Here is an 18,117-nt window from a genome sequence, read left to right as displayed (position 1 = left end):
GAGACGCCATGACCCCGAACGAACCCCGCGCTTCGAAGATCGTCGCTTTCTCGAAACAGAAGACGGACCTCGACGCAACATCGCCTCGCTACCGTGACGGCATGCTCCACCCCGATCCGCCCGCCACGCATGTGGTCGTGGTCGGCGCGGGCATGGTGGCGCATCGCTTCGTCGAGAGCCTGCTGTCGCGTGCAGGCGCCGACTGGCGGGTGACCCTGATCGGCGAGGAGGGGCGTGCACCGTACGATCGCGTCGGGCTGACCTCCTTCTTCGGCGGGGCGACCCCCGATGAGCTCACCCTGGATCGCGCGATCATCGACGGCGACCCGCGGATCACCTTCCTCCCCGGCGACCCGGTCGCGCGACTGGAACAGGCCGAACGGCGTGTGGTGACCGCGAGCGGGATCGCCGTCTCGTACGACCACCTGGTGCTCGCGACCGGCTCGTTCGCCGCCCGTCTCAAGGTGGACGGCTTCGGACACCGCGGATGCTTCGTCTACCGCACCCTCGATGACGTCGAGGCGCTGCGCACCTACGTGACCGCCCGGTCGGGCGAACTCGGCCGCCCGCTCACCGGCATGGTGATCGGCGGAGGTCTGCTCGGACTGGAAGCGGCCGGTGCCCTGCAGAACCTCGGCGTGAACTCCACCGTGGTGCAGTCCTCCGATCGGCTCATGTCCGCGCAGCTCGACCTGCCGGCCGGGAACGCCCTGCGCCGCCTGATCGAGTCCCGCGGCATCGGCGTGCGAACGGGCAGCGTGACGACCCGCCTGGATGCCGACAAGGCCGGCCGGGTGGTCGGCCTGGAGTTCCGGGACGGCAGCTACCACGGCGCCGACGTCGTGGTGTTCACGGTCGGAGTGCGTCCGCGGGACGAGCTCGCGCGCAAGTCCGGCCTGGGTGTGCACGAGCGCGGCGGAGTCCTCATCGATGCCGGCTGCGGCACGTCCGACCCGCACATCCTCGCGATCGGCGAGGTCGCGAACTTCGAAGGGCAGAGCATCGGGCTGGTCGCCCCCGGCTACGCGATGGCCGAGGTTGCGGCGACCCGGCTGCTGGGCGGCGAGGCGTCGTTCCCGGGGTACGACCTCGCGACGAAGCTCAAGCTCTCCGGCGTCGACGTGGCCAGCTTCGGCGACGCATTCGCCACCACCCCCGGTGCGCTCGACGTGGTCTACGCCGACCCGGTCGCGGGCGTCTACAAGAAGCTCGTGCTCTCCGACGATGCGAAGACGCTGCTCGGCGGCATCCTCGTCGGCGATGCCGCGGCCTATGGGTCGCTGCGCCCCCTGGTGGGCGGGGCGCTCGGGGCGGACCCGGCCGCGTATCTGATGCCCGAAGGCGGCGTCGAGGCACCCGGCGGCGCCCTTCCCGACGAGGCGCTGGTCTGCTCGTGCAACAGCGTCACAGCGGGCACGATTCGCCACGCCGTGCATGAGGACGGCTGCACGGATGTCGCGGGCATCAAGGCCTGCACCAAGGCCGGCGCCGCCTGCGGCTCCTGCGTGATGATGATCAAGAAGATCGTCGGCACCGAGCTCGCACGCTCCGGCGCGGCCCTCAGCAATGCGCTCTGCGAGCACTTCGACATGTCCCGCCGGCAGCTCTTCGACGCGGTGCGCGTGTCGGGGCTCACGACCTTCAGTGCGGTCATCGAGCGCTTCGGCGTCGGCCGCGGCTGCGACATCTGCAAGCCCGCACTCGCCAGCATCCTCTCGACGCTCGTCGGCGCGCATGTGCTGGACGGAGAGAACGCCACCCTGCAGGACACCAACGACCACGTCATGGCGAACCTCCAGAAGGACGGCAGCTACTCGGTGGTGCCGCGCATCCCCGGCGGCGAGATCACGCCCGAGGGACTGCTCGTGATCGGCACGGTGGCCCAGGACTTCGGGCTCTACACGAAGATCACCGGCGGCCAGCGGATCGACATGTTCGGCGCGCGCCTGGAGCAGCTGCCCGACATCTGGAAGCGGCTGGTGGAGGCTGGATTCGAGTCGGGACACGCCTACGGCAAGTCGCTGCGCACGGTGAAGTCGTGCGTCGGATCCACCTGGTGCCGCTACGGCGTGCAGGACTCGGTGGGCATGGCTGTCGAGCTCGAGCTGCGCTATCGGGGTCTCCGGTCGCCGCACAAGCTCAAGTTCGGGGTGTCGGGGTGCGCTCGGGAGTGCGCCGAGGCGCGCGGCAAGGACGTCGGCGTCATCGCCACCGAGGCGGGCTGGAACATGTACGTCGGCGGCAACGGCGGCTTCACCCCGAGGCACGCCGTGCTGCTCGCGGAGGGGCTGAGCGACGCCGAGCTGCTGACCGCGATCGACCGGTTCCTGATGTACTACATCTTCACCGCGGACCGTCTGCAGCGCACGGCACCGTGGTTCGAGGATCTCGAGGGCGGCATCGAGGGCCTCCGTGCGGTGATCTTCGACGATTCGCTCGGCATCTGCGCCGACCTGGACACCGCGATGCAGACGCACATCGGCTCGTACGAGGACGAGTGGAAGGCCACCCTCGAGGATCCCGAGAAGCTCCGCCGCTTCGCCTCGTTCGTCAACGCCCCCACCACGCCGGACCCGTCGCTCGCGTACACCGCCGAGCGTGGTCAGGCGCGGCCCGCAACAGAATCGGAGCGCTCCGACCGCGGCGTGCTCATCGCCGGCACGATCCTGGAGGTGCGCCGATGACCCTTCTCGAGCGAGGAGCCCTCGCCCCTTCGACAGTGCCGGCCGGGTGGGTGCGGGTGTGCAGCCTGACCGACCTCGAAGTCGAGCGCGGTCGCGCGGCCCTGCTCGGCTCGACGCAGCTCGCCCTATTCCTGCTGCACAGCGGCCGCGTCCACGCCGTGTCGAACCTCGATCCGTACAGCGGCGCGAACGTCATCTCGCGCGGCATCGTCGGCACCCGACAGGATGCCCCGACCGTCGCCTCCCCGATGTACAAGCAGGTCTTCGATCTGCGCACCGGAGCCTGCCTCGACACCCAGGGCAAGGACGCCAAATCCCTGCAGGTCTGGCCGGTCTCGGTCAGCGGCGGCGATGTGCTCGTGCGCTGGGAGAGCCCCTCATGACCACTCTGCTCGGGGTCTCGCTGGCGGGCCGCACGGTCGTCATGGTCGGCGGCGGCGCCGTCACCGCGCGCCGGGTGGAACGCCTCCTCGAGGACGGCGCCGCGGTCCGGATCGTCGCCCCCGCGCTGTCCGACGCCGTCGCCGCACTCGTGGAGGCCCACCGGCTCCCCTGGGTCGCACGAGCGGTGCAGGCGACCGACGTCGATGACGCCTGGCTCGTCCACACCGCGACCGGCGATCCCCGCGTCGATGCCGACGTCGCCGCCGCGTGCGAAGAGCGCCGCATCCTCTGCGTCAACGCCTCGGACGGCGCCCACGGCACCGCCCGCCTCGCCGCAGAGACCCGCTCCGGCGATGTCGTCGTCGGCGTCGTTTCGGACGCGGGAGTCGACCCCGGGCGCGCCGGGCACCTGCGCGACACGATCGGCGCTCTCCTGCGCGAGGGCGCGCTGCCCGTCCGACGTCGTCGCCCGACGCCCAACGGACGCGTCGACCTGGTGGGCGGCGGGCCGGGTCCCGCCGACCTGATGACGGTGCGCGGGCGGCGTCTGCTGGCCGAGGCCGACGTCGTCATCGCCGACCGGCTCGGGCCCACCGATGTGCTGTCCGAACTCGATCCCGACGTCGAGGTGATCGATGTCGGCAAGCGGCCGGGCCACCACCCGGTGCCCCAGGAGGAGATCAACGCGCTCCTTGTCCTCCACGCGAAAGCGGGCCGACGCGTGGTGCGACTCAAGGGCGGCGACCCGTTCGTGTACGGGCGCGGCGGCGAAGAGGTCGCCGCGTGCCTCGCGGCGGGTGTGGCGGTGGAAGTCGTCCCGGGCCTGACGAGCGTGGTCTCCGTGCCACAGGCAGCGGGCATCCCGGTGACCCACCGCGGGAGCGCGGCATCCGTCCATGTCATCAACGGCCAGGCGGAGACCTCACCCTCGACCATCGCGGCGCTCGCCGACGACACCGTCACCACCGTGGTGCTCATGGGAGTCGCGGCGCTCCCCCGGCTCGTCACCGCAGCGACCGCCGCGGGCGTGCCCGGAGATCGCCCTGTGGCGATCATCGAACGAGGTCACACCCCCGAGCAGCGCACGACCCGCACCACGCTCGCCGAGGCCGTCGCCGATGCGGCCGCCGCGGGGGTGCGCAATCCTGCGGTGATCGTCATCGGTGCGGTCGCCCGCGCCGGACTCCTTCTCCCCGACCGAGAAATGGCAGGTGATGTCGCGCCTTGACTGCTCCACCCCGCCCCACCCTGTCCGCAGCGCTCGAAGGCTGCACGATCGTCATCGCCGTCGATCGTCGTTCTGGCGAGCTCGCGGCGGCCCTGGAGCGGCACGGCGCGGCCGTGCGGACCGCCCCCGCGCTCACGATCGTGCCCCACATCGATGACGAAGCGCTCATCGCCCGGACGCGGGAGCTCATCGCCGACCCCCCTGACGTCGTGGTGGCCACGACCGGCGTCGGCTTCCGCGGGTGGATGGAGGCGGCGGATGAGGCCGGTCTGCTCGACAACCTGCAGGTGGTGCTGTCCGGCGCCCAGATCGTGGCTCGCGGACCCAAGGCGCGTGGCGCGATCCAGCAGGCGGGTCTGACCGCGGACTGGGTGGCGGAGTCCGAGACATCGACGGAATTGGGTGAGTACCTGCTCGCCGAGAGCGTGCGAGGCCGCCGGATCGCCGTGCAGCACCACGGATCGGGGGCGGACGGCCTCGACGAGCTCTTCGAGGACAACGGCGCGGATGTCGTGAGCCTCACGGTCTACCGCTGGGGCCCGCCGCCGGATGAAGCCGTCGTGCGGCGGTCGGTGGCCGCCACTGCCGCCGGAGAGGTCGACGCGGTGCTGTTCACCTCGGCGCCGGGTGCCGCGGAATGGCTCGCCGCCGCGCATCGCGAAGAGCTGCTCGACGACATCATCGCGCGAGCCCGCTCCGGTCGCGTGCTCATGGCGGCGGTGGGGCCCATCACGGCCGGTCCCCTCGAACGGCTTGGCATCGCGCCGCTGCAGGCGGATCGCGGCCGGCTCGGCTCACTCGTGCGGGGCGTGGTCACCCATTTCGGCGGCGGCAGCGCCCCGTCGCTGGAGACCGTCGCGGGACGGCTCGAGCTGCGCAGCTCGGGGGCGGTGCTCGATGGCGTACACATCCCGCTTTCGCGGACCGGCGTCGATGTGCTGGCGAGCCTGTTCGATGCCGCGGGCGGCGTCGTGTCGCGCGCCAAGCTGCAGTGCGCCCTGCCGCGGTCGGGCGAGAACACGCACGCGATCGAGATGGCGGTCGCCCGGGTGCGCGAGGCCCTCGGCGCCCCCGACCTCATCAAGACAGTCGTCAAGCGCGGGTACCGCCTGAACGTCATCGATCCGGCGGACGCGGCGCCCTGAGCGTTTCAGCCCAGCAGGTCCGGCCGATTGAGCCGGGTGCGCTCGAGGCTCTGCTCTCGGCGCCAGGCCGCGATGGCCCCATGGTTTCCGCTCAGCAGCACCGGCGGCACCTCATGCTCGCGCCACACCGGCGGCTTCGTGTAGCTCGGGTACTCGAGCAGCCCGTCCTCGTGCGACTCCTCGACGAGGCTCTCCGGGTTGCCCACGACACCGGGCACGAGACGCGACACCGCCTCGACGACCGCCATCGCGGCGACCTCGCCGCCGTTGAGCACGTAGTCGCCGAGGCTCACGAGCTGCACGCGTCCGCGCGTCGCGTAATGGTCGACGACCCGCTGGTCGATCCCCTCGTATCGCCCGCAGGCGAACACCAGGTGCCGCTCCTCGGCGAGCGCACGCGCCATCCGCTGCGAGAACAGGTCTCCCGCCGGCGACGGCACCAGCAGCACCGAATCGGGCGCGAGCAGCTCGTCGAGCGCCTCGCCCCACGGCTCCGGCTTCATCACCATGCCGGCGCCGCCCCCATAGGGCGTGTCGTCGACGGTGCGGTGCCGATCGTGGGTCCAGCCCCGCAGGTCGTGCACGTGCATGTCGAGGATGCCGCGATCGCGCGCCTTGCCGATGAGCGAGACGTCGAGCACATCGAAGAACGCCGGAAAGATCGTGACGATGTCGATGCGCATGGCTTCGAGTGTAGGCAACCGACCATGTTTCGACCGTGTGACGAAGCCCTCACCTCACCCCGGAACGCCGGTGACTGCATGGTGACTCAGGGTTTACGCCCCGGGGCCGGGCACCGAAACACGCCCCCCATAGCGTCGCATCAGGATCACTCACCTGGAGGCGCCACATGACCAGCACCGTCACACCTTCGACAACGGATGCCGCGGCATCCGTCTCCGTCGCATCCGGCGTCACCCTCACCCGCCGCCCCGGCCGGTGGGTGGACGGGTGGAACCCCGAGGACTCCGGATTCTGGGAATCCGAGGGGCGACCGATCGCCCGCCGCAACCTCGGCTGGTCCATCTTCGCCGAGTTCCTCGGCTTCATCATCTGGCAGCTGTGGAGCATCGTCGTCGTCATGCTCCCCGCCGCGGGCTTCACCCTGACCAGCTCTGAGCTGTTCTGGCTCATCTCGGTGCCGAGCCTCGTCGGCGCCACGCTGCGGTTCCCGTACACCTTCATGGTCGCGATCTTCGGCGGGCGCAACTGGACGATCGTCTCGGCCGGGCTGCTGCTGATCCCGGCCACGCTGCTCGGCATCGTGGTGTCGAACCCGGAGACCCCGTTCCCCGTGCTGCTGCTCGTGGCGGCCCTCGGCGGCGTCGGCGGCGGCAACTTCGCCAGTTCGATGGCCAACATCACCTACTTCTTCCCGCAGAAGGAGAAGGGCTGGGCGCTCGGGCTCAACGCCGCCGGCGGCAACCTCGGCACCGCGGTCGCGCAGTTCGCCGTCCCGATCGTCGTGACGATCGGCGCCGCCGCCACGCTCAACATCGCCCTCGCGGGGTGGATGTGGATCCCGCTGATCCTCGTCGCCATGTGGGGCGCGTGGCGATACATGGACAACCTGTCGTCCGCCAAGGCCGACTTCGCCGGCTCCGCCGCCGCGCTCCGCGAACCGCATCTGTGGCTCATGTCGCTGCTCTACATCGGCACCTTCGGCTCGTTCATCGGGTTCGCGAGCGTCTTTCCGAAGCTCATCGCCGATCAGTTCCCGGAGTACTCCTCGATCCAGGTCGGCAGCGCAGCCGTGTCGCTCGCGTTCCTCGGCGCCCTCATCGGCTCGCTCGCCCGCCCATACGGCGGCCGGCTGGCCGACCGCTTCGGCGGCTCCCGCGTGACGGTCGGCGCCTTCGCGGTGATGGCGCTCGGCGCACTCGCGCTCATCCAGACGATGGCGCTGCACAGCTTCTGGGTGTTCCTCGGCTGCTTCCTCCTCCTGTTCGCGGCGACCGGCGTCGGCAACGGCTCGACCTATCGGATGATCCCGAACATCTTCGCCGCCCGCGGCATCGCCACCGATGCCCTCCCCGGCACTCCGGCCGGCATCAAGGTGCAGCGCAAGTCGGCGGCGGCGCTCGGCCTGATCGCGGCGATCGGGGCCTACGGCGGCTTCCTGGTGCCGCAGGTGCTCAACGTCTCGCAGCAGGCCACGGGCGGTTACACCGCGGCCTTCTACGGCTTCGTCGGCGCCTACATCGCCCTCATGATCATGACCGTCCTCGTCTACGTCGTGCCGCGCACGTCGCTGGCGGGGCAGCGGATCTGATCGCCGTGCGTCGCCCTCCGCTTCGCGTCGTCCTCGTCGGCTTCGGCCCGGTCGGCGCCCGGTTCGCCGAAGAGCTGCAGCCCTCGGTCGCCAGTGGCGTCATCGCCCTGACGGTGGTCGGCGCGGAGCGGTGCGACCCGTACAACCGGGTCATGGTGGCCGAGTACGCGGTCGGCGAGGTGGAGCGCGACGAACTGGACCTCGTCGACGCGGAGGCGCTCCGCGCCGGCGGGGTCGACATCCGCACCGGCGTCAGCGCAGTCGCGATCGACTCCGCCGCACGGTCGCTGCAACTCGACGACGGGTCGCATCTCCCCTACGACCGCCTCGTGCTCGCCACGGGGGCACGCTCGCGTGTCCCCGTGCTGGACGGGCTCGAGCACACCGCCGCGGGCCTGGACTCCGATCTCACCGCGGGCGTGTGCGTGCTGCGGTCCGTCGACGACGCGCAGCAGGTGCGGGACGTCGTGGCGGCCGGCGGCCGGGTGATCGTGCTCGGGGCGGGCGTGCTCGGCATCGAACTCGGGATGCTGCTGGCCAAGGCCGGCGCGACCCCGAGCGTCGCCCACTTCGGCCCGATGCCCATGCCCCGTCAGCTCGACCGCGGCGCGGCCGCCGTGCTCGGGGCCGCGCTGGAGGGCGCCGGGGTGCACGTCATCCCGCACACCCGCGCCGAGGCCATCGTCGCCCGGGTCGACCAGCACGGCGAGCGCCGGTTCCACGCGCTCGTCAGCTCGGACGGCCGCGTCACCGAGGGCGACCTCCTCGTGCTGTCGTGCGGTGTCGCGGCGCGGACCGAGCTCGCGTCAGGCGTCGGCCTGCGCGTCGGGGCGGGAATCCTGGTGGACGAGCGCCTCCGGGCCTGGACCGACCCGGCGATCCACGCCATCGGCGACTGCGCGCATATCGCGGACCCCGACCGCTACCTGCACGAAGCCTCCGTTCCCGGCGGTCCGAGCGGGCTGATCGGCCCCGGCTGGCGCCAGGCCGAGTGGCTCGCCCGGTCGCTCGTGGCGGAGCTGCACAGCGAGGTCATCGACCCCTACGAAGAGGAGCTCCCCGGCGTCGTGCTCCTAAAGGCGGACGGTCTCGACCTCATCTCGGCGGGTGATGTCTCGGCCGATCCGTTCGCACCCGTCCCGCGCGGCGAGACCGGCCCAGGAGTGGCGGTCTGGGCCGACCCTGAGCACGGCACCTACACGAAGATGGTCACGCGCGCCGGGGTGCTCACCGGCTTCGTGAGCGTCGGGATGCCGCGCACGGCCGCCGAACTGAGCGTGCTGTACGCGCGGCGCGCCGAACTGCCGGCCGACCGTTCGCTGCTGCTCCGGCTGGACGCCGCCGAAGAGACGACACCACGAGCCGTCGGCCGGGACGCGACAGTGTGCATGTGCAACGCCGTGACCGCCGGGACGATCGAGGATGCGATCACGGACGGCTGCGACACCGTCGCCGAGGTCGGCCGCTGCACGCGCGCCGGCACCGGGTGCGGGGGCTGCCGCGCCCGCATCTCGGACATGATCGCCTCGACCCTCGAGGCGGCAGCGGCGTGAGCACCGGATCAGGCACCGCGACGCACTGCCCGTACTGCGCACTGCAATGCGCCATGACGCTGACGCCGCGGGTCTCGGCATCCGTCCCGGTCGAGGTGTCCGGACGCGACTTCCCCACCAACCGGGGCGGGCTGTGCAAGAAGGGCTGGACCTCCGCCGAACTGCTCGCCTCGCCGGACCGGCTGACCACGCCGCTGCGCCGCGGCGCGGACGGCGCGCTGCACCCGATCGGGTGGGATGACGCTCTCGACGACCTGGCGACCGAGCTGCTGCGCCTGCGCACGGAGAGCGGCGCGGACGCGATCGGCGTCTTCGGCGGCGGCGGGCTCACGAACGAGAAGGCCTACCAGCTCGGCAAGTTCGCGCGCATCGCGCTGCGCACGTCCCGCATCGACTACAACGGGCGCTTCTGCATGTCGTCGGCCGCGGCCGCCGCGAATCGCGCGTTCGGCATCGACCGCGGACTGCCGTTCCCGCTCACCGATCTCGACACCGCCGACACGGTGCTGCTGCTCGGGTCCAACGTCGGCGACACGATGCCGCCGTTCCTGTCGCACCTGCAGAGCGCCCGCGCCGGCGGCGGACTCATCGTCGTCGATCCGCGTCGCAGCACGACCGCGCGGCTCACCGACGAAGGTGCAGGCATCCACGTGCAGCCTGTCCCCGGCACCGACCTCGCCCTGCTGCTCGGCATCGCGCATGTCGTGCTCGCCGAGCGCCTGCACGACGTCACGTACCTCGCCGAGCGGACGACCGGGCTCGCGGCGATACGCCGCTCGGTGTCGCCGTGGTGGCCGGAGCGCACCCAGTCCGTGACCGGGGTGCCCGCCGCAACGATCCGGCAGCTCGCCCGGCGACTCGCCGCCGGCCGCTCGGTGTACATCCTGACCGGGCGAGGGGTGGAGCAGCACGCAGACGGCACCGACACCGCGACCGCCGCCATCAACCTCGCTCTCCTGCTCGGTCTGCCGGGCACCGAAGGCAACGGCTACGGCACGCTCACGGGTCAGGGCAACGGACAGGGCGGGCGTGAGCACGGGCAGAAGAGCGACCAGCTGCCTGGATACCGCAAGATCACGGATGCCGCGGCTCGGGCGCATGTCGCGGCGGTGTGGGGCGTCGACCCCGACATCATCCCGGGTGCCGGCATCCCGGCCGTGCAGCTGCTCCAGTCGGCCGGCACCCCTGGCGGGGTGCGGGCGCTGCTCGTGCACGGCTCGAACGTCGTCGTGTCCGCGCCGAACGTGCAGACCGTGCGGGACGCGCTGGCGCGGCTGGACCTGCTGGTGGTGTGCGACTTCTTCCTCTCCGAGACCGCGAAGGTGGCTGACCTCGTCCTCCCGGTCCTGCAGTGGGCCGAGGAGGAGGGCACGATGACGAACCTCGAGGGTCGCGTGCTGCGACGACGAAAGGCGCTCGAGCCGCCGGCCGGAGCGCGCAGCGAGCTGTGGATCATGGCCGAGCTGGCCCGTCGGCTCGACGCGCCCGGGGTCTGGGACCTTGATCCTGCGGAGGTGTTCGACGAACTCGCGCGCGCATCCGAGGGAGGAATCGCGGACTATTCAGGGTTGAGCCACGCGCTGCTCGACGAAGGCGTCGAGGCGCACTGGCCGTATCCCGTCGGCAGCAGCGGCACTCCCCGGCTCTTCGCGGACCGCTTCGGCCACGACGACGGACGCGCGCGGCTCGTGGCCGTGCAGGCGCGGAGCGGCGGCGAGGTGCCGCACGCCGACGAGCTCACCCTCATCACCGGACGACTGCTCGAGCACTACCAGAGCGGCACGCAGACGCGACGCGTGCCGGAGCTGGCGGCCGCACGCCCTGAGCTCGTCGCCCAGGTGCACCCCGCCACGGCGAAGGAGCGGGGGCTCGACGACGGCGCCGGGGTCCGGCTGTGGAATGGACGAGGAAGCGTCGTCGCGCGGGTCGGGGTGAGCCTCGACATCCGTCCCGACACCGTCTTCCTGCCGTTCCACTACGGGGACGCCGCGAGCGCCAACCTGCTCACGAGCGACGCGCTCGATCCGATCTCGTCGATGCCGGAGTTCAAGACCGCGGTTGTGCGCATCGCGCCGACCGGCTGAGCGGCGGGCGAGCTACTCCGCGGACTCTTCGGTCGCTGCGGAGGCCTCGGTCGCCTCGTCGGATTCGGGCTCGTCGTCGCCCGGAAGGTCCTCGAACAGGCCCGGAGGGGGCGTCACGACGACCCGGCCGGCGGGAACGTCGACCTCGGGCACGATCGCCTTGACGAACGGCACGAGCACTTCACGATCGCCGCCGCCCGCCGAAGCGAGCGTGCGGACGATCAGCAGGTCCTGGGCCGGGAAGTGGTCGACGCGGATGACGCGGCCGACGACCTCGTCGTCACGGACGACATCGAGGCCGACGAGCTGGTGGTCGTACCACGCGTCGTCCTCCGCCGGGGCGGTGGCGGCATCCTCGTCGATCCAGAGGATCGCGCGCAGGAGCTCCTCCGCAGCGGAGCGATCGTCGACGCCTTCGAAGAAGGCGACGGCATGCGAGTTCATGAACCGGAACTCGCGGACGGTGAGCAGCTTGCCGTGCCACGGAGATGACTCGGGCACCTGCAGAGTGAACGTCGCGCCAGGCGTGAAGCGCCCGTTGGGATCGTCGGTGTAGAGCTCGACCTTCAGCGCGCCCTTGAGGCCGTGGGCCTTGACGAGCCGGCCGACGCGCAGCTGGGCCTTGGCGGCCTTGCGCGGGCGCGCCGCGACGGCGTCCGCTCCCGGCTCAGCCGCTGCGGACTCTTCTGCTTCGGACACGTCAGTCGTCCGCGACGTCGACGCGTACGCGCCGCCCATCGGCGAGCGCTGAGATGAGTGTGCGCAGGGCCTTGGCCGTGCGTCCGCCGCGCCCGATCACGCGACCCCGGTCATCGGGGTGAACGTGCACCTCGAGCACATCGCCGCGAGGCGAGGTGGACGAATCGATGCGCACGTCATCGGGGTGATCGACGATCCCCTTGACGACGTGCTCGAGCGCAGCGGCCAGCAACGGACTACGCCTCAGTCGAGTCGGCGTCGGCGACGGGCGCCTCGACCTCTGCCTCGACGACGGGCTCGGCCTTCTTCTCAGCCTTGGGCTTGAGAACGGGCTTCTTGGCGGCGTCGATCTGGAACGGCTCCTTGGGCGCCTTGGTGCGGACCGTCGATACGGCGTTCGCGTCGCCCTTGAACTTGCCCCAGTCGCCGGTCAGCTTGAGGATTGCAGCGACCTGCTCGGTCGGCTGTGCGCCGACGCTGAGCCAGTACTGCGCACGCTCGGAGTCGACCTCGATGAACGAGGGCTCCTCGGTGGGGTGGTACTTGCCGATCTCTTCGATGACACGACCATCGCGCTTGGTCTTCGAGTCGGCGACGACAATGCGGTAGTACGGCGCACGGATCTTGCCCAGGCGCTTGAGACGGATCTTGACAGCCACGATTCTCCTGAATGTGTGGAAGTGGACGAACTGGTCGCCTGGAGCGTGGGGTGCACACCCGGCGGAAGCTCTGAAGGAGGACCATGTCACTGGATAGAGGGTCGAGTGACCGGTCCGACCCATAATTCTCTCATATCGAGCGGGATGCCGCGAACCGGCCGTCGCGCCGTCTGGCTCCGGCATCCTCTGCCAGACTGAGCAAATGACGGTGCCCTTCGCGACATCCGCCCGCTCGACGGTGGGTCTGGAGTGGGAGCTGATGCTCGCCGACGGCGAGACGGGTGATCTCGCGCCCCGCGCACCCGAGGTCATCGATGCGCTCCACGAGCAGACGGCGCTCGAGCGCTACACCGTGACCGGCGAGCTGCTCACGAACACCGTCGAGGTCACCAGCGGCATCGGTGGCACGATCGCGGCCGCTGTGGACGACATCGCGGACGCCATCGCGGCCGTGCGCACGGTCACGAACCCGCTGAACGTCGAGCTGCTGTGCGCCGGCAGCCATCCTTTCGCCCAGTGGTTCGACCAGCAGGTCACCGACAAGACGCGGTACCACAAGCTCATCGAGCGGACCCAGTGGTGGGGCCGCAACATGATGATCTGGGGCATCCATGTGCACGTCGGTGTCGAGGACGTCAACAAGGTGTTCCCGATCATCAACGCCCTCGCCGCGTATCTGCCGCACCTGCAGGCACTGTCGGCGTCGAGCCCGTTCTGGGCGGGCGAGCGCACCGGCTACGCCTCGAACCGCTCGCTGGTGTTCCAGCAGCTGCCCACCGCGGGGCTCCCCTGGCCGCTGGAGAACTGGGCCGAGTTCGAGTCGTACATGGGGGACATGGTCGGCACCGGCGTCATGGAGGATGCGAGCGAGGTGCGCTGGGACATCCGTCCCGCACCCCGCTGGGGCACGATCGAGGTCCGGGCGTGCGACGGCATGTCGACCCTCCCGGAGCTCGCGGCCGTGGCATCCCTCGTCCAGGTGCTTGTCGAGCACCTCTCCCGCCAGCTCGACGAGGGCCGGGAGCTCTGGGCCCTGCAGCCCTGGTTCGTCCGCGAGAACAAGTGGCGCGCGGCGCGGTACGGCCTCGAGGCGCGCGTCATCGTCGACCGCGACGGCACCCAGCGCCTGGTCACCGACCACCTGCGCGAGACCATGGACCAGCTGGGCCACATCGCCGAGGAGCTCAAGTGCGCTCGCGAGTTCGCCGGGCTCGAGACGATCATGTCGCAGGGCGCGAGCTACGCCCGCCAGCGGATGGTGGCGGATGCCTCGGACGGCGACCTGCGCGAGGTCGTGCAGCACCTCATCCGCGAGTTCCGCGCCGGTCCGACCCTGCGCGAGCACCTCGCGGCGCTCGGCCACTGAGCCGGCGGCGGGTTCGGATCCTTCGACGGGTCAGGATCATCGACCAGAACAGGACGATAGGCGCGGCATCCTCCTGAATTCGTCGATCCTCCTGGTCTCGTCGGCGACTGCAGGTCGGGATCGCCTCCCCGCCGCTTGACGGATTCAGGACGATCGACCTGTTCAGGACGATCGCGCGGCATCCATCCTGAATCGGTCGATCCTCCTGTCGTCAGCACTGACGGACAGCGGATGCCGGAGCTCCTGCACAGCCGTCGCCTCCGGCAAGCCGTCCACACATCACGCGGCAGCCTCGGACTGCCCCAGTCGCGGGGACGAGGGTCGCCGCATGACGAAAGTGGATCGCGCGGCGCGCACGAAGAACCTTCGCGCCTGGATCAGCGAGCACGGCGGCGTCGCCCACTCCATCGAGATCCGAGCTGCGGATTACTCCCCTCACGATCTCGCGCTCGCGGTCGGCTCCGGCGACCTCATCCGCATCCGGCGGTCGTGGCTGGCGACGACCGATTGCGATCCGGTGCGCCGCCGCGCGGCATCGGTGAGCGGCCGCGTGACGTGCGTGAGTGCGGCAAAACTCGAGAAGCTTTGGATTCCGAGCTCGACGAGGAAAATCAGCGGCCTCACATAGCCGTCGCGCCCACGAGCTCGCGGTTCGACGGGAGCGGCCTGAGCCTCCATTGGGCAAGAGGCCCGGTGATCGCCGGGCGCACCGCGATCGATGACCCGATCGTGAATGTTCTCTTCCATGTCGCTCGCTGCCTGCCCCAGCTCGACGCCCTCGCCGTCTGGGAGTCCGCGATCCGAAAGGGCAAAGCTGATCCGGCGGTTCTCGCCCAGGTCGATTGGGGCAGCTCGCGGGCTCGGGAGCTCGCGGCGGTGGCGTCGCTGCTCTCGGACTCAGGCTTGGAGACGGTGTTCATCGCCCGTCTGCGGGGTCTCCCCCTCCAGATCCGGCAGCAGGTCCGGATCGATGGTCACCCCGTCGACGCCCTGATCGGCGAGCGACTCATCGTCCAGCTGGATGGATTCGAGCATCATCGGGCCAAGGATCGGCGCCGGGATCTGCAAGCCGACGCCCGGCTGGCCCTGCGCGGATACACGGTGCTGCGGTTCGACTACCAGCAGGTCCTGTTCGACTGGCCTTTCGTCGAGGGCGCCGTTCTCACGGCAGTCGCCCAAGGGCTGCACCGGGCTCGTCGATGAGTTCAGGACCATCGACGAAATCAGGTCGATTCAGGCGCTTCCGTCCTGAGGGCGTCGACCATCCTGATCTCGTCAACACAAACGACGCCGAGCGCCGGGGCTCAGCCCTTGCCGAGCAGCTTCTGCAGTTCGGCAAGATCCTCGGGTGTCGGGCCGGCCTTCGCCGCGCCGCCGAGCCCGAAGCCCGAGCCGGTCGGCGCCGCGATGGCGGCCTGCTCGGCGATCCCGGCGTTCTCCGCCGCGCGCTTGGCGGGGTTGCCCGAACGGGAGCCGACGGCCTTGACCTGCTTGCCGCGCTTGCTGCTGGCGCCGGTGCGGGCACCGGGCACGGGACCCATCCCGGGGATGTTCGGCACGCCGCCGCGGGCGACCGTCTTCATCATCTTGGCGGCCTGCTCGAAGCGGTTGACAAGCGCGTTGACCTCGGTCACGGTCATGCCGGATCCACGCGCGATCCGAAGTCGGCGCGAGCCGTTGAGCACCTTCGGGTTGCGTCGCTCCCCCGGCGTCATCGACCGGATGATCGCCTCCGTGTGGTCGAGCTCCTTCTCGTCGAAACCCTCGAGCTGCTGCTTCATGTTTCCCATGCCGGGCAGCAGCCCGAGCATCTTCTTCATGGAGCCCATCTTCTTGAGCTGCTGCATCTGCTCGAGGAAGTCCTCGAGCGTGAAGCTGTCGGTCGCGAGCTTCTCGGCCATCTTCATGGCTTCGGCTTCGTCGAACGCGGCCTGCGTCTGCTCGATGAGCGTCAGGATGTCGCCGAGGTTGAGGATGCGCGACGCCATGCGGTCCGGGTGGAAGGCCTCGAGGTCGTCGAGTCCCTCACCCGTGGAGGCGTAGATGATCGGGCGTCCGGTGATGGATGCCACCGACAGGGCCGCGCCACCGCGCGCGTCGCCGTCGAGCTTGGAGAGCACGACACCGGTGAAGTCGACACCCTCCTGGAACGCCTTCGCGGTGTTCACGGCATCCTGACCGATCATCGCGTCGATGACGAACAGGACCTCGTCCGGGTTCGTCGCCTTGCGGATGTCGGACGCCTGCTTCATCATGTCCGCGTCGACGCCGAGGCGGCCGGCGGTGTCGATGATGACGATGTCGTGCTGCTGTCGCCGGGCGACCTCGACACCCTCGCGGGCGACCTGCACCGGGTCGCCCACGCCGTTGCCGGGCTGGGGCGCGTAGATCGCGGCACCGGCCTGGCCCGCGACCACCTGGAGCTGGTTCACGGCGTTGGGTCGCTGCAGGTCGGCGGCGACCAGGAGCGGCGTGTGCCCCTCCTTCTCGAGCAGCTTCGCGAGCTTGCCCGCGAAGGTCGTCTTTCCGGAGCCCTGCAGACCCGCGAGCATGATCACGGTCGGCGGGTTCTTGGCGAACTGCAGCCGACGCTGCTCCCCGCCGAGGATGGCGACGAGCTCCTCGTTGACAATCTGCACGACCTGCTGGGCCGGGTTGAGTGCGCGGCTGACCTCGTCACCGAGGGCGCGTTCGCGCACCTTCGCGGTGAAGTCCTTGACCACCGGCAGCGCGACGTCGGCGTCGAGCAGGGCGCGACGGATCTCGCGCACCGTCCCGTCGACGTCCGCGGGCGTGAGCTTGCCCTTGGTGCGGAGGTTGCGGAAGGTCTCGTAGAGCCGATCGGAGAGATTGCCGAAGGTAGCCATGATGGTGCAATTCTACGCGAGCGGATGCCGCGGCCCGTCGTGGACGGCAGTCGTCAGATGTGACGCCTCAGACCTCGACGCCGATCCCCAGCGCGACGCGCAGCTCCTCCTTGGCGCGGGCGTAGCGGCCACGGGCGGTGGAGTCGGGGATGCCGAGCAGCTCTGCCGCCTGCACCAGCGTCAATCGCTCCCAGTGCACCAGCCGGACGAGCTCGGCCAGGTCGGGGTCGAGGCGGGAGATCGCGTCGCGGACATCTGCACCCTCGTCGGAGGGCGGTGCCGCGGCATCCGTCGCCACACGTCCCCGGATGCGATCGGCGAGCGCCCATCGACGCCGTTCGCCTCGCGCATGGTTCAGCAGCGTGCCCCGGGCGATTCCGAACAGCCACATCCGCGCGCGCTCCGGATCGTCGGGCAGGTCTGCGACTCGCCGCCACGCGACCACCATCGTCTCCCCCAGAAGATCTGGCGCGTCGTCGGCTCCCACTCGCCGCTGGAGGTAGGCGAGGAGGGCGGGTGACGCATCGACGAGCACCTCGGTCAGGCGGCCGTCGATCGGTCGGTTCCTCACTGCTCTGCCGCCGCGCATTCGAGCTGCAGAGCGTAGGCCGTCCACGTGCCGGACGCCTGGTCTGCGCCCTCGGCGATGAGCGCGCTCTTGAGGGCGGTGTCGATGATGACTCCACGCTCCTCGTCGACCACCTCGGTGCCGCTCCCGACGAGGTGCAGCAGGCCGTCCGGACTCGACGTCAGGAGCAGGTCTGCACCGCGATAGTCCTCGAGCACCTCCTGCACCGCAGCGACCGTCGCCGCATCGAGCGAGGCGTGCGAGTTCAGCCGATCTGCCAGGTCGCCGGTGAACAGGCCGTTCGCGTCGGCGGGGTCGACCACCGTGACGCGCACCTCGCACTCATCGCCTGCGGCGAGCGCCGCCTGATACGTGTAGTCGGGGCTCTGCGCCCACGGGAGCCAATCGAACAGGTCGGCCGCGTAAGCCGCGCCCGCCCCGCCTGCGAGCAGGACAGCCAGACCGGCGCCGATGGCGATCTTGGGGAGCGGCTTCACCCGGCGCGCAGCCTCCGCAGCGACGGCCATGGCGCGCAGGTCGGATTCCGGAGCGGCCTTCGTGGCCGGGACCGAGCGGTCGAGCAGCTGGTCAAGCGAGTCCGGGGTCAT

At 70.5% G+C, this 18,117-nt stretch carries 17 protein-coding genes; 10 read left to right on the top strand and 7 right to left on the bottom strand.

Annotation, left to right across the window (positions count from 1 at the left end; translation table 11 throughout):
* Positions 1 to 101 precede the first annotated feature (101 nt).
* The 4 genes from nirB to ACXJ3V_RS01010 are packed head-to-tail and all read left to right on the top strand — an operon-like array spanning position 102 to position 5,441.
* Positions 102 to 2,684, top strand: coding sequence for a nitrite reductase large subunit NirB (nirB, locus tag ACXJ3V_RS01025; RefSeq protein WP_457098398.1), 2,583 nt, complete (start codon positions 102 to 104; stop codon positions 2,682 to 2,684).
* Complete coding sequence (gene nirD, locus ACXJ3V_RS01020) at positions 2,681 to 3,067, top strand: nitrite reductase small subunit NirD (protein ID WP_457098397.1); 387 nt, start codon at positions 2,681 to 2,683, stop codon at positions 3,065 to 3,067. The genes nirB and nirD overlap by 4 nt, the downstream gene beginning before the upstream one ends.
* On the top strand, positions 3,064 to 4,296 hold the full coding sequence (gene cobA, locus ACXJ3V_RS01015; protein WP_457098396.1) for a uroporphyrinogen-III C-methyltransferase: 1,233 nt from the start codon (positions 3,064 to 3,066) through the stop codon (positions 4,294 to 4,296). The genes nirD and cobA overlap by 4 nt, the downstream gene beginning before the upstream one ends.
* A complete protein-coding gene (locus ACXJ3V_RS01010) occupies positions 4,293 to 5,441 on the top strand; it encodes a uroporphyrinogen-III synthase (protein ID WP_457098395.1) in 1,149 nt (382 codons plus the stop codon). The genes cobA and ACXJ3V_RS01010 overlap by 4 nt, the downstream gene beginning before the upstream one ends.
* 5 nt (positions 5,442 to 5,446) lie before the next feature.
* On the opposite strand, the gene trmD is transcribed toward ACXJ3V_RS01010, so the two are convergent.
* Positions 5,447 to 6,124 (bottom strand): tRNA (guanosine(37)-N1)-methyltransferase TrmD, encoded by a 678-nt coding sequence (gene trmD / locus ACXJ3V_RS01005; protein WP_457098394.1) that lies wholly within the window; start codon positions 6,122 to 6,124, stop codon positions 5,447 to 5,449.
* Positions 6,125 to 6,291: 167 nt separating this feature from the next.
* On the opposite strand from trmD, the gene ACXJ3V_RS01000 reads away from it, so the two are divergent.
* The 3 genes from ACXJ3V_RS01000 to ACXJ3V_RS00990 are packed head-to-tail and all read left to right on the top strand — an operon-like array spanning position 6,292 to position 11,350.
* Positions 6,292 to 7,713 (top strand): MFS transporter, encoded by a 1,422-nt coding sequence (locus tag ACXJ3V_RS01000; RefSeq protein ID WP_457098393.1) that lies wholly within the window; start codon positions 6,292 to 6,294, stop codon positions 7,711 to 7,713.
* Positions 7,714 to 7,718: 5 nt separating this feature from the next.
* Positions 7,719 to 9,266 (top strand): FAD-dependent oxidoreductase, encoded by a 1,548-nt coding sequence (locus tag ACXJ3V_RS00995; protein WP_457098392.1) that lies wholly within the window; start codon positions 7,719 to 7,721, stop codon positions 9,264 to 9,266.
* A complete protein-coding gene (locus ACXJ3V_RS00990; RefSeq protein WP_457098391.1) occupies positions 9,263 to 11,350 on the top strand; it encodes a molybdopterin oxidoreductase family protein in 2,088 nt (695 codons plus the stop codon). The genes ACXJ3V_RS00995 and ACXJ3V_RS00990 overlap by 4 nt, the downstream gene beginning before the upstream one ends.
* Positions 11,351 to 11,362: 12 nt before the next feature.
* Here ACXJ3V_RS00990 and rimM read toward each other — a convergent pair whose 3' ends face one another.
* The 3 genes from rimM to rpsP are packed head-to-tail and all read right to left on the bottom strand — an operon-like array spanning position 11,363 to position 12,708.
* Positions 11,363 to 12,049, bottom strand: a complete 687-nt coding sequence (rimM, locus tag ACXJ3V_RS00985; protein ID WP_457098390.1) for a ribosome maturation factor RimM — start codon at positions 12,047 to 12,049, stop codon at positions 11,363 to 11,365.
* Position 12,050: 1 nt separating this feature from the next.
* Positions 12,051 to 12,281 (bottom strand): RNA-binding protein, encoded by a 231-nt coding sequence (locus ACXJ3V_RS00980; RefSeq protein WP_045276246.1) that lies wholly within the window; start codon positions 12,279 to 12,281, stop codon positions 12,051 to 12,053.
* 4 nt (positions 12,282 to 12,285) lie between these two features.
* On the bottom strand, positions 12,286 to 12,708 hold the full coding sequence (gene rpsP, locus ACXJ3V_RS00975) for a 30S ribosomal protein S16 (RefSeq protein ID WP_457098389.1): 423 nt from the start codon (positions 12,706 to 12,708) through the stop codon (positions 12,286 to 12,288).
* A gap of 202 nt (positions 12,709 to 12,910) precedes the next feature.
* Here rpsP and ACXJ3V_RS00970 point away from each other — a divergent pair, with 202 nt between their 5' ends.
* The 3 genes from ACXJ3V_RS00970 (at position 12,911) to ACXJ3V_RS00960 (ending at position 15,277) form a co-directional block, all read left to right on the top strand.
* Positions 12,911 to 14,074: a glutamate--cysteine ligase gene (locus ACXJ3V_RS00970; protein ID WP_457098388.1), complete on the top strand. Its 1,164-nt coding sequence runs from the start codon at positions 12,911 to 12,913 to the stop codon at positions 14,072 to 14,074.
* Between the two features lie 328 nt (positions 14,075 to 14,402).
* Positions 14,403 to 14,702: a hypothetical protein gene (locus ACXJ3V_RS00965; RefSeq protein ID WP_457098387.1), complete on the top strand. Its 300-nt coding sequence runs from the start codon at positions 14,403 to 14,405 to the stop codon at positions 14,700 to 14,702.
* 65 nt (positions 14,703 to 14,767) lie between these two features.
* Positions 14,768 to 15,277, top strand: a complete 510-nt coding sequence (locus ACXJ3V_RS00960; protein WP_457098386.1) for an endonuclease domain-containing protein — start codon at positions 14,768 to 14,770, stop codon at positions 15,275 to 15,277.
* A 101-nt stretch (positions 15,278 to 15,378) separates the two neighbouring features.
* Here ACXJ3V_RS00960 and ffh read toward each other — a convergent pair whose 3' ends face one another.
* The 3 genes from ffh to ACXJ3V_RS00945 all read right to left on the bottom strand — a co-directional run bounded on the left by ffh (position 15,379) and on the right by ACXJ3V_RS00945 (position 18,117).
* On the bottom strand, positions 15,379 to 16,941 hold the full coding sequence (gene ffh, locus ACXJ3V_RS00955) for a signal recognition particle protein (protein WP_457098385.1): 1,563 nt from the start codon (positions 16,939 to 16,941) through the stop codon (positions 15,379 to 15,381).
* Positions 16,942 to 17,008: 67 nt separating this feature from the next.
* Positions 17,009 to 17,512, bottom strand: coding sequence for an RNA polymerase sigma factor (locus tag ACXJ3V_RS00950; protein ID WP_457098384.1), 504 nt, complete (start codon positions 17,510 to 17,512; stop codon positions 17,009 to 17,011).
* Entirely contained in the window at positions 17,509 to 18,117 is a 609-nt protein-coding gene (locus tag ACXJ3V_RS00945) for a hypothetical protein (RefSeq protein WP_457098383.1), read from the bottom strand. Before ACXJ3V_RS00945 ends, ACXJ3V_RS00950 begins: the two co-directional genes overlap by 4 nt.

This window comes from Microbacterium sp. P5_E9, from assembly GCF_054049175.1.
The sequence above is the reverse complement of the archived record's forward strand: the minus strand, read 5'-3'. Positions and strand labels throughout refer to the sequence as shown.

Bases quoted from the DNA above. Each gene is read 5' to 3' on its own strand.
- nirB (WP_457098398.1), top strand. From the start codon at position 102: ATGCTCCACCCCGATCCGCCCGCCACGCATGTGGTCGTGGTCGGCGCG.
- ACXJ3V_RS00965 (WP_457098387.1), top strand. From the start codon at position 14,403: ATGACGAAAGTGGATCGCGCGGCGCGCACGAAGAACCTTCGCGCCTGG.
- nirD (WP_457098397.1), top strand. From the start codon at position 2,681: ATGACCCTTCTCGAGCGAGGAGCCCTCGCCCCTTCGACAGTGCCGGCC.
- ffh (WP_457098385.1), bottom strand. From the start codon at position 16,941: ATGGCTACCTTCGGCAATCTCTCCGATCGGCTCTACGAGACCTTCCGC.
- ACXJ3V_RS00970 (WP_457098388.1), top strand. From the start codon at position 12,911: ATGACGGTGCCCTTCGCGACATCCGCCCGCTCGACGGTGGGTCTGGAG.
- cobA (WP_457098396.1), top strand. From the start codon at position 3,064: ATGACCACTCTGCTCGGGGTCTCGCTGGCGGGCCGCACGGTCGTCATG.
- ACXJ3V_RS00945 (WP_457098383.1), bottom strand. From the start codon at position 18,117: ATGACCCCGGACTCGCTTGACCAGCTGCTCGACCGCTCGGTCCCGGCC.
- trmD (WP_457098394.1), bottom strand. From the start codon at position 6,124: ATGCGCATCGACATCGTCACGATCTTTCCGGCGTTCTTCGATGTGCTC.
- ACXJ3V_RS01000 (WP_457098393.1), top strand. From the start codon at position 6,292: ATGACCAGCACCGTCACACCTTCGACAACGGATGCCGCGGCATCCGTC.